This is a genomic window from Streptomyces thermocarboxydus (assembly GCF_024760485.1).
GTDB lineage: Bacteria > Actinomycetota > Actinomycetes > Streptomycetales > Streptomycetaceae > Streptomyces > Streptomyces cellulosae.
This window is the reverse complement of record NZ_CP058273.1, coordinates 7,206,413-7,220,497: the sequence shown is the minus strand read 5'-3', so window position 1 is coordinate 7,220,497 and position 14,085 is coordinate 7,206,413. Positions and strand designations below refer to the sequence as shown.

11 protein-coding genes and 5 pseudogenes are annotated in these 14,085 nt (G+C 67.1%); 5 read left to right on the top strand and 11 right to left on the bottom strand.

Annotated features, from left to right (window positions below):
- Positions 1-17: 17 nt before the first annotated feature.
- A complete protein-coding gene (locus tag AY578_RS32910) occupies positions 18-1,382 on the top strand; it encodes a cytochrome P450 (protein WP_026243933.1) in 1,365 nt (454 codons plus the stop codon).
- A complete protein-coding gene (cldD, locus tag AY578_RS32905; protein ID WP_019525557.1) occupies positions 1,379-2,380 on the top strand; it encodes a (12E)-labda-8(17),12,14-triene synthase in 1,002 nt (333 codons plus the stop codon). Before AY578_RS32910 ends, cldD begins: the two co-directional genes overlap by 4 nt.
- Positions 2,381-2,430: 50 nt before the next feature.
- On the opposite strand, the gene AY578_RS32900 is transcribed toward cldD, so the two are convergent.
- A protein-coding gene (locus AY578_RS32900) for an IS3 family transposase (protein ID WP_106432511.1) occupies positions 2,431-3,680 on the bottom strand; the annotation gives its coding sequence in 2 pieces (ribosomal slippage) (positions 2,431-3,398 and positions 3,398-3,680; 1,251 coding nt in all).
- A gap of 97 nt (positions 3,681-3,777) precedes the next feature.
- Between AY578_RS32900 and AY578_RS32895 the strand changes: the two genes are divergently transcribed.
- A complete protein-coding gene (locus AY578_RS32895) occupies positions 3,778-4,146 on the top strand; it encodes a hypothetical protein (RefSeq protein ID WP_234008137.1) in 369 nt (122 codons plus the stop codon).
- Between the two features lie 693 nt (positions 4,147-4,839).
- Here AY578_RS32895 and AY578_RS32890 read toward each other — a convergent pair.
- The 7 genes and pseudogenes from AY578_RS32890 to AY578_RS32865 form a co-directional block, all read right to left on the bottom strand.
- Positions 4,840-6,225, bottom strand: coding sequence for an MFS transporter (locus tag AY578_RS32890; protein WP_019525561.1), 1,386 nt, complete (start codon positions 6,223-6,225; stop codon positions 4,840-4,842).
- A 206-nt stretch (positions 6,226-6,431) separates the two neighbouring features.
- The gene (locus tag AY578_RS32885) at positions 6,432-6,887 is read right to left on the bottom strand and encodes an RpiB/LacA/LacB family sugar-phosphate isomerase (protein ID WP_019525562.1); all 456 of its coding nucleotides are present in this window, start codon (positions 6,885-6,887) and stop codon (positions 6,432-6,434) included.
- 351 nt (positions 6,888-7,238) lie between these two features.
- Positions 7,239-8,054, bottom strand: coding sequence for a substrate-binding domain-containing protein (locus AY578_RS32880; RefSeq protein WP_234008134.1), 816 nt, complete (start codon positions 8,052-8,054; stop codon positions 7,239-7,241).
- 48 nt (positions 8,055-8,102) lie between these two features.
- Positions 8,103-8,234 (bottom strand): annotated as a pseudogene (locus AY578_RS34225) (LacI family DNA-binding transcriptional regulator); the annotation flags it as partial.
- A 206-nt stretch (positions 8,235-8,440) separates the two neighbouring features.
- Positions 8,441-8,581: pseudogene (locus AY578_RS34220) on the bottom strand (pyridoxamine 5'-phosphate oxidase family protein); the annotation flags it as partial.
- Between the two features lie 321 nt (positions 8,582-8,902).
- Positions 8,903-9,004 (bottom strand): annotated as a pseudogene (locus AY578_RS32870) (transposase); the annotation flags it as partial.
- Positions 9,005-9,012: 8 nt separating this feature from the next.
- Positions 9,013-9,830, bottom strand: a protein-coding gene (locus AY578_RS32865; protein WP_106959456.1) for an IS5 family transposase whose coding sequence is annotated in 2 segments (ribosomal slippage) — positions 9,013-9,488 and positions 9,488-9,830 — 819 coding nt in all. Because the reading frame shifts where the segments join, the coding sequence is not laid out codon by codon here.
- Positions 9,831-9,919: 89 nt separating this feature from the next.
- Here AY578_RS32865 and AY578_RS32860 point away from each other — a divergent pair.
- A protein-coding gene (locus tag AY578_RS32860) for an IS5 family transposase (RefSeq protein WP_161220236.1) occupies positions 9,920-10,719 on the top strand; the annotation gives its coding sequence in 2 pieces (ribosomal slippage) (positions 9,920-10,259 and positions 10,259-10,719; 801 coding nt in all).
- Here AY578_RS32860 and AY578_RS32855 read toward each other — a convergent pair.
- Positions 10,691-11,026, bottom strand: coding sequence for an ankyrin repeat domain-containing protein (locus AY578_RS32855; protein WP_019527982.1), 336 nt, complete (start codon positions 11,024-11,026; stop codon positions 10,691-10,693). The genes AY578_RS32860 and AY578_RS32855 overlap by 29 nt on opposite strands.
- A 116-nt stretch (positions 11,027-11,142) precedes the next feature.
- Here AY578_RS32855 and AY578_RS32850 point away from each other — a divergent pair.
- A pseudogene (locus AY578_RS32850) lies at positions 11,143-11,941 on the top strand (IS5 family transposase).
- Positions 11,942-11,951: 10 nt separating this feature from the next.
- Here the strand turns inward: AY578_RS32850 and AY578_RS34215 are convergent.
- Positions 11,952-12,325: pseudogene (locus tag AY578_RS34215) on the bottom strand (transposase); the annotation flags it as partial.
- 1,169 nt (positions 12,326-13,494) lie between these two features.
- Positions 13,495-14,079 (bottom strand): hypothetical protein, encoded by a 585-nt coding sequence (locus tag AY578_RS32835; RefSeq protein ID WP_370879018.1) that lies wholly within the window; start codon positions 14,077-14,079, stop codon positions 13,495-13,497.
- Positions 14,080-14,085 lie beyond the last annotated feature (6 nt).

Sequence of the window (14,085 nt, the reverse complement as noted above, 5' to 3'; positions counted from 1 at the left end):
CGACGGAGGCACTTCACGTGAACGCCACCCCTCACGTTCCGCCATACGCGCCAGGACGTGTACCGCTCATCGGACACGCGGTGCCCCTGCTAAGGAACCGTCTCGCTTTTCTGCAGAGCCTGCGCAAACACGGACCGATCGTGCGGATCTCAGTCGGCCCGAAAGCCGTGACCGTCATCAATTCCCCCAACCTCCTCCAAGAGATGCTCACCACTCAATCGAAGTACTTCAGCAAAGGGCTCCTTTTCGAGAAGCTGAAGCTCTTCGGCAAGGATGCCCTGCCGGTCGCGGAAGGCAGCCGGCATCTGACCCGCCGCCGGCTGATGCAGCCCGCGTTCCACCATCGGCAGATCGACACCTACATCCGCACCATGTACACCACCGTGGACCCGATGATCGCGGCATGGCAGGGCATGGGCCCCTTGGACATGAAGACCGAGATGCAGCTGATCACACAGAACGTCGTCATGGCGGCCTTGTTCTCCACCACCCCCAACCGCGACACCGGGCACGCGATCCTCAAGAGCGTCGACACCCTGTTCGCCGCAGCGCTCCGCCGTGCCCTGCTCCCCCTACCCCTGCTCGAACGGCTACCGACCCCAGGAAACCGTCGGACCCGGCGCGCCGGCCGCGTGATGCGCACCGCCGTGAGTGAGGTCATCGCAGACCACCTGGCACACCCGGACGCCTATGACGACGTCGTGTCCCTGCTGCTGAACACCCGCGACCCTGACGGTACACCGCTGGCCGACGAGGACATCCTGTCCGAAGTCACGGGCCTGCTCGCCGCCGGTTCAGAAACCACCGCAGTCACCTTGACCTGGCTCTTCCACGAGCTGGCCCGTCACCCGGAACTGGAGCGGCAACTGCACAGCGAGGTCGACACCGTCCTCACGAGCGAGCCCGTGACCGCTCAGACTCTGACACAGCTCACCTTCACCCGCAGACTGGTCAACGAGAGTCTGCGCATGTACAGCCCGGCATGGCTGGTGACCCGTCAAGCCACCGAACCCGTCCGGCTCGGCGGCACAGACCTGCGGGTCGGGGAAGATATCGTGTGGAGCCCCTACACTCTGCACCGCGATCCCGCCCTGTACCCAGACCCACTCCGTTTCGATCCCGACCGCTGGCTGCCGGAGCGTCCACAACCCCCGAAGGGGGCCTTCATACCGTTCGGCGCCGGGAAGCGGCAATGCATGGGCAACGAGTTCGCCCTGGCCGAAGCGACCCTGATCACGGCGCTGATCGCGTCCCGCTGGCGGCTGCGGCCTGTCCCGGGACCCGCTGTCCGGCCGGTCGGAGCGATCACCCTGCACCCGTCCACGCTCCACATGTCCGCTCAGGCGCGGACACCCGTCGGCCACCACCGGGAGGCTGTATGACCGACACCGACGATGGGGGGACGATGCTGCCTCTACCGGACTTCACCGCCACCTTCCCCGAGCCGTTCCCGGCGGGACCGCACAGTGAACGCACGGAGCACCGGCTCCTGGACTGGCTGGAAGAGCACCCGCTGCTCCCTTCCGCCAAGGCCAAGGCGGTTCTGGTGAACATCACGAGTCACGGAGCATCGCGCACCTTCCCCACCGCGGACGCGGACGATCTTCTTCTGTTCGCGGAACTCCTCCTATGGCTCACGGCGTTCGACGATGTCCACGCCGAGGGAAACGGAGTAGGGGGTCCTGCAGCTCTTGTCGACCGCGCCAGCGAGCTGATGCTTGTCCTGGCCGGCGGCAATCCGCCTCGCGCCATGAGCCCGTTCCCTGCCGTCCTGCACGACCTGCTTGCCCGGTTCCGGGCTCGTGCCAGCGCGGCCGCGTACCACCGGCTTGCGGCAAGCCTGCGAGACACTCTCATGGCACTGGTCTGGGAGGCGCACCACGTCGCAAAACCAGAGGGGGTTGCGCTTGCCACCTATCTGGCGATGCGTCCCCACACCGTCTTCATCAAGACCATCACAGCCGCTGGAGAGATTCTCCTGGGCTACGAACTGACGGACACCCAACGAGCTCTGGCGGCGGTACGCAATCTGGAGACCGCTGTAGCCAATCTCGCAGGCTGGATCAACGACCTAGCCTCCTACGAACGTGAGATGCAGCGAGGGCGCGGGCAGCCATTGAGCCTTCCCACTCTGCTGCACGCACGGCACGGCGGGACCATCGAAGAGGCTTTCACACGCGCAAGCAGCATGTGTGAAAACGAAGCAGCCGTCGCCCGACGAGGAATCACACACCTTGCCCACGCTTCTCCGAACGCGCTCACAGCGCACGCCCGTGCGCTGGAGGACATTACCCGCTCCTTCATCTGGCACACCAGCCATGCCCGATACCAAGGGATCCGGCCAAACAGGGGGTCGTCTACATCCTCGCCCGCTCGGTAGCGGATGACGGACAAATGGGCCTTTGAACCGTTCCGGGTTCGGTAGAGATCTCAGACGTTGGGTGTGACCTGGGGTTTCGCGGTTGCGAGGTAGTGCTTGTTCTCGTATTCGACCGGTGGGACGTGGCCTATCTCACCGTGGAGTCGCCGGTGGTTGTACCAGTTGACGTACTCGGCGGTGGCGAGCTCGACGTCGGACAACGTCTTCCACGGCCGCCGGGGCTTGATCAGTTCGTTGAACAGGCCGATCGTGCTCTCCATCAGGGCGTTGTCGTAGGCGTCGCCGACCGATCCGATGGAGGCGGCGATGCCGGCGGCGTCCAGGTGGTCGGCGAGCCGTAAACTCGTGTATTGCGACCCGGCATCCGAGTGGTGTACCAACTCGCCGGGCTGAACGGGGCGTTGGTCGCGGTCGCGTTGCCACAGCGCCATCTCCAGGGCGTCCAGCACGAAGACCGTTTCCTTCACTGCGGCTGCCGACCAGCCGACGATCCGGCGGGAGAAGGTGTTCACGACGAAGGCGACGTAGACGACACCTGCCCAGGTCTTCACGTGGGTGAAGTCCGTGACCCAGCACCGGTTCGGGGCGCCGGCGACGAAGTCGCGGTCGACGAGGTCCGGGGCCCGCTCGGCCTGTCCGCCGGGCAGCGTGGTGATCACGCGCCGGCCGCGGACGGCGCCGGTGATGCCGAGCTCGCGCATCAGGCGTTCGACGGTGCAGCGGGCCACCGCGCGGCCCTGCCGGTTCAGCTCCCGCCAGATCTTCCTCGCGCCGTAGACACGGTAGTTGGTCTCGAAGGCCTTGCTGATGTGCTCCTTCAGCTCGGCGTCCCGCACGGTCCTGGCGGACGGCGTGACCCGTCGTTTGTGATGGGCGTAGTAGGTGGCAGGGGCGATCTTGCAGTCGTGTGCGCTCAGCACGCGGCAGATCGGCTCGACCCCGCCGAAGCGGTCCCGGTGCTCGTCGATGAACGCTACGAGCGCGTGTGTGGCCGGTCGAGCTCGGCCGCGAAGAAAGACGCCGCAGCTTTGAGGATCTCGTTCGCCCGCCTGAGCTCGGCGTTCTCCTTCTTCACCCCCTTCAGCTCGGCCGACTCCTCGCTCGTGGTGCCCGGCCGGGTGCCGGCATCGATCTGATCCTGCCGGACCCACTTGCGCAGCGTCTCGGTCGTGCCGATCCCGAGCTTGGACGCGACCGCATTCATCGCGGCCCACTCGGTGTCGTAGTCGGGCCGCACCTCGGCGACCATCCGCACCGCACGACGACGCAGCTCAAGCGGGTAGGGGGAAGGACGTGCCATGACTCGATCCTCTCAAATGATCGAGTCCCTACCGAACCCGGAACGGTTCAGAGAGGTGCGCAGCAGTCAGCCTGGATACACTCGGACTTTGACCGACGTGGCCGGGGGGACGCGCATGACACGTGAAAAGAACAGTCAAAACGATAATGGTTCCCGTGGAGATGACAGTCACATCTGGGGGACGGTTGGCGTGGTGGTCGGAGGCGTTCTGGCCTTCAAGGTGCTATCCGCGATGGGGGTAAGGGAGAACGAGGACCTCACACTGGTGGAAATCACGACCGCCGTGGCTCTCCTTTTCGGCCCCGTCTACGTACTTACAACGGCTGGAAAGCACCTGCGTAAAGATGTAGAGGTCGGAAAGAGCACCAACGCCACGTACTGGACGACGATGGCAGGACTCTCCGTCTCTGCACTCACACTCGCGGGTGTCACAAGCATCGACGACCTTATTGGGTTGATCAAGTAGAGGCGGCACCGACCAGTCCTTGACACGAAGGGTGCAGCGGGCCCACGCCTACCTCTCCCTGGCCGGGATCACCGTCGAGCGGGTACTGGCCGACGACGGCTCCTGCTCCCGTTCATGCGACTGGCCTGCCGAGTTCGCCCGAGCCGGCTTCGCACATGGACCTGGAGCGCGCCGAGGCCTGGCTCGCTGCCGGTGTCGGAGCCGAGGGCGACCTGACGCCGACACGGCAGAGGTGAACACCAAGCCTTGCCACCATCCTCGACGCCTCCCTGCCTACCGCGCACGAGCTCGTCAGCTGGGTGGATGATGCTTCAGACACTCAAGGCGACTCCACTGCCCCGCAGTTACCCGCACGGGTGGGGAGCAGCTGTGGCGCCGTGGACTACAGGCAGGCACCGAGGCGGCCCCCGTGGCGGCGGACCCGGTCCTGTCCCGTTCCGTTCGACTGCCGGAGTGATGGCCGCAAGTCGACGGACAGGCGCAACCGCACGGGGGCCAGCCGGATCGGACGGCGCGCGCGTGCCGCACTGGCCCACGGTCTGGCGGTCGCGGCGTGTACGGCACACGTGGTGTCGTCCGGATCCGCCAGGTCGATGACGACCGGACTGAGCCCGGCGACGGCTGCCGACCCCGCCGGCGAGTGGCGACACGGCACAGAGAGCACACCACGATGCACCACGTGCAGAAGCGAGCTCACCGAGAGCCAGGCGACGGCGGCAGGGCGGCGCTCACCCGAGTGCCGGCCGCGGTCTGAGCATGGCCTTCTTCTGCAACCAGGCGGAGCACGCGCTCCCGCTCCTGGCGACCCCAGGTCTCCTTGGTCGCGAGGATGCCGACAAGGCCGATCAAGGCCGCGCCGAGATAGAGCAGCGCCGCGCCCGGCCACCCGAAGGCACCTACCAGGGCTGCGGCGAGCAGTGGTGCGAAGCCGCCGATGGCCGCGGCGACTTGGTAGCCGAGCGAGGCGCCCGAGGTACGAGTGGCGGTGCGGAATTGCTCGGTGAGCAGAGAGCCCTGGGTTCCTGTCAGTGATGCGTGGATGAGGCCGATGCCGATGATGAACACCGTCACCACCAGGGCGGGTTGGGCGGAGTTGGTGAGCAGATACATCGGGAAGGCGAAGAGGATCGCCGCCGTACAGGCCGCGATGTAGATGGGGCGCCGTCCGATGCGGTCGGTGAGGGCACCGGCAAGGAAGGTGACCGCGATGGCGAGAACGCTGGCGGCGGTGATCGCACCGAGGGCCACAGGCCTGAGGTCGGGGTGGCGTTCGGTGATGTAGTTGAGCAGGTAGGTCGCGGTGGAGTAGTAGGCGAAGGATTCGACGACGCGCAAGGCGATGACGCGAAGGATGCCGCGCCAGTCGCCGGCCAGGGTCGCAAGGAGCGGGTTCTTCTCGATCTCGCCGCTTGCCTGGGCCTCCTGGAATTCGGGGGATTCCGTGAGACGGGAACGTACGATCAGCGCGACGATCACAAGGACGGCGCTGAGCAGGAAGGGCGTCCGCCACTGCCAGTTGCCGTTGAGAGTGTCACTCCACGCGAACACGCCGCTGGCCAGAGCAATGCCCAGAGGGTTGCCGGACTGGGGGATCGCGGCGAACATGCCGCGGCGGTGCCACGGCGCATGCTCGTAGGCCATGGTGATCGCACCGCCCCATTCGGCACCGAACGCCAGGCCCTGAAGCATGCGGAGGGCCACGAGCAGGATCGGTGCGAGCACACCGACCTGTTCGTAGGTCGGCAGCGCGCCGATGAGGAAGGTGGCGGCGCCCATGACGAGCATCGCCGTGACGAGGACGGGTTTGCGGCCGACCTTGTCGGCGAAGTAGCCGCCGATGGCTCCTCCGAGCGGCCGCATGACGAAACCGACGGCGAGGGTGGCGAAGGAGAGCAGGGTGCCGACGAACCGGTCGCTCTCGGGGAAGAAGACCGCTCCGAAGTAGAGCGCGGAGGCGGTGCCGTATGCGATGAAGTCGTAGTTCTCGACGCTGGTGCCGAGGCCCGCGGCGACTGCTGTCTTGACGCGGTCCTTGGAGCCGAGAACGCTTCGCCGTCCGGCGGGGGCGCTGGTGGACATGGGGGATCTCCTTGGTGGGTCGCCGGGCAGAAGCCGGCGTCTACGCAGTGAGGATGACGGGGCCGCACGAGGGGGAGGCCCGATCCTTTGACTGGGTACTTCTGGGCATGACGAACAGGCGCCCGGCGCAGTCGTTTGCTGGCGGGGCACTTCGGTGTCAGCGAAAGAAAGAGTTCAGCCGCTCAAGGGGTGTGCGGGGCGGCTTGTCAGGGGGCCAGGGTCAGGGCGTCGAGCGCGTTGAGCTTGGCGACCCGGCGGCGGGTCTCTTCGTCGTCGTCGAAGACGGCACCGAGGAACTCACGGATGATGTCGGGCACGAGTGCGTGCGGGACCAGCCAGGCCCCGATGGCGATGGTGTTGGCGTCGTCGTGCTCGACCGCTTGGTGGGCGGAGTAGGGCTCGTGGGCGAGGCCACAGCGCACGCCGGGCAGCTTGTTGGCGGCCATGACGGCACCCTGACCGGTGCCGCACACGAGCACCGCCCGGTCGGCGGAGCCAGAGAGCACCACCTCGCAGGTGCTCCGAGTGATGTCCGGGAAGTCGACAGGATCGCAGCTGTGGGTGCCGCAATCAATCACCTCGTGACCGAGAGCCTCAATGGCCTGGCGGACGGCATCTTTGAGCGGATATCCGGCGTGGTCCGCGCCGAGGGCGACCTTCATCGGTGGTTCCTTTCAGGAAGGGAGCACCGTCCTTCCGCCGGATCGGGGACGGAGATTGCGGTGCTGGGCCTGGTGTGACGGGGGCGGTGAGTGCACGGTGCGGCCGTTGGTCGCACGCCGCACGATCGCGTAAGCGCAGGCGACAGACTTGCCGGGCATGGCACGCTCGGTGCCGGGCCCGGTCGCGGTGCACGGCCACCGGGCCCCGAGGGGTGCTTTCCACCCGGGCGGCTGCGCCGGTGAAGACGCTGGCCCCGGCCGAGTGGACAGCGAGGGCTACGCTTTGACGATACGGATGGTTGAGGGAATCAGCGTCCTCGGTGAGGGCGACGTCGAGGGCGATGTGGATGCTCATCGGATGTCCTGCGTGGACCGGTCGGCGAAGGTCGTGGGGACACGTTGTCCGTGTGCGGCGCGGCCGGCGATGAGGTCGACGAGCCCGCGGACACCGAGTCGGCCGATCGACGACGCGTCGTTGCGGACCGCGCTGATGGGCGGGGAGGCGAACTCGAACCAGTCGAGGTCGTCGAAGGAGACGACTTCGATACGGGCGGCCTGCTCTGCGCCGAGTCGTTCACGCAGGGCGCGCACAGCTCCCAGGGTTGTCAGGCCGTTCGCGCCGAACACGGCCGTGAACGTGACGCCACGGTCGAGGATGCGGGACATGGCCTCGGCCGCTCCGCCGGCCAGGAAGTCACCGGCGTCAAGCAGCCTGTCGTCGGTGCTGATGCCGTGTGCCTGGCGCCCGGCGAGGTAGGCGGCGCGGCGTTCGGCGCCGGTGGAGATCGAGTCCGGGCCGCCGATGAAGGCGACGTCGCGGTGGCCCCGGCGCTGCAGCCAGGCAAGCACCTGCTGCACGCCCTGAGCGTTGTCCGTGCCGTACAGGGGAGCGTCGACGCCCTCGATCGTGCGGTTGAGGAACACAACCGGCAATCCGGACGTGAGTGTGGTGGCGACCTGCGGCGAGACAGTGCTCTGCGGGGAGAACAGCAGGCCGTCGATGCGCTGAGCGGCGAAGGTCCGAAGGTATGCATCGGCCTGCTCGGCGTCCTCGTTCGCGTTGGCCAGCAGCACGGTGTATCCGTGGCGGCGCGCCTCCTGCTCAGCCGCGTGAGCCAGTTCGGAGAAGAACGGGTTACGGATGTCCGAGACGAGCAGCCCCAGCACGTCCGTACGGGCACGCCTCAGCGAACGGGCGGGCCCGTTGGCGATGTATCCCAGCTCGGCGGCGGCCGCGAGCACACGGGCACGGGAGTCGGCCGAAGTCTGACTGCTGCCGCTGAGCACGCGGGATGCGGTACTGAGCGCGACACCAGCTCGTGCCGCGACGTCCTTGATCGTGGCCACCCGCCCCACCTCCTCATGTCCTCATGGAAACGTTTCCATGAACGGAATGAGACTAAGATCGCACATCGACTGCGAGATGAGCAAGGGTCGAAACAAACGCAGCAACGACTGCTGCCTCTGCTCGACAACGCGCCAGCGGTGGACCGCGTCGTCGTTCCGGGTGGCTGGCACTGGCCAGGCGTGGCCTGCTCGGTCAGGCAACGCAGGCCAGCAAGTTCCTCAACGGGGTTGGTGACCAGACGGGCGGTACCGGAGACCGTGACGCCGCAGTAGTTGACGCCGTGTTCGAAGACGGAGCGGGCGAGAACGAGGCCGTCGACGTGGGTAACCGTGGCGGCGGGTGACACGAGCAGGCTGCGGCTGGCGACCGAGCCGTGGCGGTCCGTCCACGGTACCGCGATCAAAACCGCAGATGGCCGGTACGCCCATCAGGGCCCCTTCGACGGTGACGCCGAGGTAGCAGATGAAGCTGGCGCCGAGGACCGAGTCGAGCTGGTCGCGATCCAAGGGCTGTCATGTTCCTGCAGGCGGCGGAGATACGGGTCGTGACCCTTGTCGTGGTGTAGGCGATCAGCCGTGTGACGTGCCGACAGGACGATCGTGTCGTCGGGATAGAGGGCGTCCATGCTCTCGTTCGAGAGGTAGAGGCAGGGGAAGGCGATTCATTTGTCGCGGAGTTCGGCGAGGACCGCGGTCGCGAGTCGTAGGACTCCGGGCGGGTTCGGGAAGACCTGAACAACGTCAGTTAGGCGTCTTATCTCCCGGTTAAGACCGTGTCCTACGTGGTGAGGCGGACGAGCCGCTTGTAGCAGCACAGGGTGGCGGCGAGTCCGAGAAAGGCCAGGTAGTTGCGGGGATCGCGTTCGTAGCGAGGACTCAGGCGGCGGTAGCCGGACAGCCAGGACATCGTCCGTTCGATGACCCAGCGGCGGCGCCCTAATCGTTCGCTGGACTCGATGCCCTTGCGGGCGATGCGCACGCCGATCCGCTTGCCGCGGAGCCATCTGCGCAGGTCGGCCCGGTCGTAGGCTTTGTCGGCGTGCAGGCGTTGCGGCTTGAAGTACCGGCCGTTGTGGGGGTCGTGTCTCGTTTGGTGACCCTCCACCATCGGCTTCAGTCCTTCGCTGTCGTGGGTGTTGCCGGCGGAGACTCCGACGAGGAGGGGCAGGCCGTTCGTGTCCGACAGGATGTGCATCTTGGAACCCGGCTTGCCCCGGTCCACGGGGCTCGGACCTGTGTGTTCGCCCCCTTTTTCGCCCTCACGTGGGCGGTGTCGAGGACGACGCGGGTGACGTCGAGGAGGCCGGCGTCGTCGAGCCGGTGCAGCACGGCCTCGTGCAGCCGGCCCCAGACACCGGCTCTCGACCAGATGAGGAACCGCCGATGGGCGGTCGACTTCGAGACGCCGAAGCAGGGTGGCAACGCACGCCAGGCGCAGCCGGACACCAGGACGTAGATGATCGCGGCGAACAGCGTCTCATCAGGCGTGTCCTGTGTTCCGCCGCCCTGCGGCCGCGCCTTCGACGGCGGGATCAGCGGCTTCGCGATCTCCCACAGCCCGTCCGGAACAATCCAACTCCATGTACCCCGCCCCATGAACGAAACAACGACGCCTCACCACGTAGGACACGGTCTAAGAGGTCATCTCATTTGGCTACCTCGGTAGGCTGTGGGGCGTGGTGGGGATCGTTGAGCGGCTGGTGCCGGACGAGTTTTGGGAGTTGTTCCAGCGGGTGGTGCCGGGGGCGCCTTCGCGGCCTCAGGGCGGTGGCCGCCGTCGGCATGGCGACCGTGAGGTGCTGGCCGCGATCGTGTTCGTGGCCACGTCGGGCTGCACGTGGCAGCAGTTGCCCGCTGCGTCGTTCGGTCCGTCGGGGGCGACGGCTCACCGCCGTTTTGCCGAGTGGACGAAGGCCAGGGTGTGGGCCAAGCTCCACCGCCTGGTCCTCGATGAGCTGGGCTCCCGCGGCGAGTTGGACTGGTCCCGCTGCGCGATTGACTCAGTGAACATGCGGGCCCTGAAAAGGGGGACCTGACGGGCCCGAATCCTGTCGACCGGGGCAAGTACGGGTCGAAGATCCACCTCATCACCGAGCGGACCGGTCTGCCCCTGTCCGTCGGAATCTCGGGGGCGAATCTGCACGACAGCCAAGCCTTGATCCCTCTGGTGAAGGGCATACCGCCCATCCGCTCCCGCCGCGGACGTCGACGACGCAGGCCGGGCAAGCTCCACGCCGACAAGGGATACGACTACTCTCACCTGCGGCGATGGTTACGAGGGCGCGGCGTCACCCACCGCATCGCCCGCAAAGGCATCGAGACCTCGCAGCGACTGGGCCGCCACCGCTGGACCATTGAGCGCACGATGTCCTGGCTCGCCGGCTGCCGCCGCCTTCATCGCCGCTATGAACGCAAGGCCGAGCACTTCCTCGCCTTCACGAGCATCGCCTGCACCCTCATCTGTTATCGGCGGCTCGTCTGCTGATGTGGGTCTGCAGCAGTTTGATCGCCAGGTCGTGACCGTAGTGACTGGCCATGTCCATGGGGGTGTGGCCGTCTGGGTCTGCGAGCTCTGGATGAGCCCCGAAGGCCAGCAGCACGGCCGTGGTGTGCACAGTCAACGGCTGTCCGCTCTGCAGGGACCCATCACCCTCAACGTCGATCGCGTGCGTCAGCAGCGTCATATTGCCGCAGACCTCATCGGGATCGGAACCAGCGGCCAGCAACCGAGCCAGGGCCTCTGCATCCTCCTGCTCGACCGCTTGATGCGCGGGGGTCCAGTAGTCGCTCATCACGGCATTCAACCGTCCCCACAGCACGCCTGCCAGCGACTATCTACGCCCTCACCGCACCAATTGAGATGACGTCTAAGACCGTGTCCTACGTGGGAGGCGTCGTTGTTTCGTTCATGGGGCGGGGTACATGGAGTTGGATTGTTCCGGGACGGGCTGGGAGTATCGCGAAGCGCTGATCCCGCCCGTCGAAGGCGCGCCGGCAGGGCGGCGGAACACAGGACACCCTGATGAGACGCTGTTCGCCGCGATCCATCTACGTCCTGGTGTCCGCTGCGCCTGGCGTGCGTTGCCACCCTGCTTCGGCGTCTCGAAGTCGACGCCCATCGGCGGTTCCTCATCTGCTAGAGCCGTGTCTGGGCCGGCTGCACGAGGCCGTGCTGCACCGGCTCGACGACGCACCGCTCCTCGACGTCACCCGCGTCGTCCTCGACACCGCCCACGTGAGGGCGAAAAAAGCGGGCGAACACACAGGTCCGAGCCCGTGGACCGGGGCAAGCCGGTTCCAAGATGCACATCCTGTCGGACACGACGGCCTGCCCCTCCTGTCGCGATCTCCCGCCCGCAACACCCACGACAGCGAAGGACTGAAGCCGATGGTGGAGGTCACCAAACGAGACACCGACCCACAAACGGCCGGTACTCAAGCCGCAACGCCTGCACGCCGACAAAGCCTACGACCGGGCCGACCTGCGAGATGGCTCCGCGGCAGCGGATCGGCGTGCGCATCGCCCGCAAGGCATCGGTCAGCGAACGATTAGGGCGCGCCGCTGGGTCATCGAACGGACGATGTGCCTGGCTGTCCGCTACCGCCCCTGAGCCTCGCTACGAACGCGATCCCCCGCAACTACCTGCCCTTCTCGGACTCGCCGCCACCCTGTGTGCTACAAGCGGCTCGTCCGCCTCACCACGTAGGACACGGTCTAAGCCGCTCCAGCGGGTTCGTCGACTGAATCTTCTTCCAGTGCTGGTGGGGAAAGTCCACGAAGGCGGTCAGGTCCTCCTTCGCCCCCATCAGCGTCACTTTGACCTCCGGGGACTGTCGGCCGAGCATGTCGGCGACGGTGTCGAGCTGGGTGCGGACAAAGTCCGGCGTGGGGCTGGGCGAAGATGGTACGGATCGTCACGGCGACCACCTCCGCCGACCCCTTCGGGATGACGGCGAAGACGTTTCGGACGAACTGGGCCCAGACGGCGCTGCCACGCGGCGCCGAGTTCGCGCAGGTGACGCAGGAACTGAGTCCGGAACACTTCGGTCTCGCTGTCGCCGGCCATGACGCGGACGACTTCCCGGCCGCCCCCTGGGTGACGCCGGCGCCGATCCGTCGCCGAGTGGTTCGACCCGAACCGCCCGCCGCTACGACCGCTCGGCGCGCCGGGCTGCGTCCAGGGATGGCGCTCCGCATAGGCGCCGTCACCACTTGCGGGAAGGAAGCCGTAGCGTTCCGTCGCGATCTGGTCAATGCGCGCGGCGTAGCGGCTCTTCGCTGCCTTGACCGCCTCTGCAGGGGGGAGAAGCTCTTCCACGGCACGCAGTGCGCGAAAGAGTTCCTGGGTGAGCTGCAGGAGCGATCTGTTCCAGCATGACGCCGGGCCCACGGTTGCGGCGCCAGGTCCAGAGGCTTTGTCAAGGCTGTTGACCCGAAGATCGTCCCACCTGGCCAGGTGGCGTGACAGGGCCCCAAGGGCGCACCCTGCCCGCTATGGTGACTGACCATGTCACCGATAGCCCGCACCTTGCAGATCGCCCTGATGCTCTCCGGCTTTGCCCTACTCGCCTATGCGGCCCTGTGGGACATGGACGACGCCACAGGGTGGGAGTGCCGAGCCGCGAAAATAGGACAGGAGCCCGTGCAGATCTGCGGCACCGAGGACGGCCTGCACACTCCGATCCTCCTTGGTATGGCCGGGATCGCGCTGGAGATCGCGGGCGTTTCCGTCGTAGTGGGGGCCCGCAAGGGACGCTCGGCCGGGGCTTCGCCGTCGGCCGTTCCGGCCTCGTTCGCACCAACGCCCCTTGGTGCGGCGCCCTTCGGGTCAGGGCAAACACCTCCTGCCCCCGCTGCTCCACCCGGCCCGTGGCCTTCCCAGGTGCCTCCACAGACTGGGCCCGGGCAGCACTGACGAAAGCCGCTACGCCGAAGGGGCCTGCTCGGCGACCGGCGGCGTGTGCCTACTCCGGAGCCCGTCCGGCGCGCCGCAACCGGCCCGCACCTCCGGAGTGGATCATCGAGGAAGCGGGCGGCCCACTTGGCCTTCTCAAGCCTGCGCTTCGCACTTGGTTCGCAGGTCCGCTTCCCGGCTGCGGCGGCTTCGGTGACCGCCGCCGCCCGGAAGGCGCGGGCGGGTGTCCGCACCCCTTGCTCTCCCCGCGCCCCGCGGTGAGGTGGTGCGAGACGCGGAGGTGCCCGCCCTGCTCCGGTGGTGGAGGACGGCGCGTCCGTGCGGCCGCCTGCCGAGGTCGTTGTTCAGGCAGGGACGATCCGGCCGCTGTCGACGCGGAAGTTCGCCGTCGGTGAGCAGCCCACCGACGGCGTGACCAGCATGCTGACGGCGAGGGGTGCGGGTTGCGTACTGGAGGTGGAGAACGCGCACACCGCGTGGCGGCCGGTCAGCGGGAACCAGAACCACGAATCGGCCTCGCCGACCAGAGCACGGTCCGTTTCCCTCCAGGTGCCGTTGTCGAAGGTGAAGACCTGGAGGCGTACCGATGCCGCGAGCGGGTCGGTCCGCGACCTCAGGGCGGTGAGTGTGTACTTCACGTCCTTGCCGAGGACCGATGAGGCGATCCGTCGACGCTCCGCCGACCGGGGCTCGGTTTGCGTCTTTGGCCCCTGACCGGTCGTGGGGTGCGCCTGTGGGGCGGTCGGCTGCGGGTTGACAGGGCCACCGGCGGTCGCGCCGATCGTGGCCGTGACGGCCGTGGCGGTGGCCGCCACGACGACATCCCAGCCTGCGAGCATACGGAAATTCCTGATCACGATGTCTCCACGTGTGGTGATGGGTGCGTGTCCCGACGTGCTGCGTACCGTCTTCGAACCGGTGCGCGGCACGGTCGA

Coding starts and splice junctions, on each gene's coding strand:
- cldD (WP_019525557.1), top strand. CDS start 1,379: ATGACCGACACCGACGATGGGGGGACGATGCTGCCTCTACCGGACTTC.
- AY578_RS32890 (WP_019525561.1), bottom strand. CDS start 6,225: ATGTCCACCAGCGCCCCCGCCGGACGGCGAAGCGTTCTCGGCTCCAAG.
- AY578_RS32885 (WP_019525562.1), bottom strand. CDS start 6,887: ATGAAGGTCGCCCTCGGCGCGGACCACGCCGGATATCCGCTCAAAGAT.
- AY578_RS32855 (WP_019527982.1), bottom strand. CDS start 11,026: ATGAGCGACTACTGGACCCCCGCGCATCAAGCGGTCGAGCAGGAGGAT.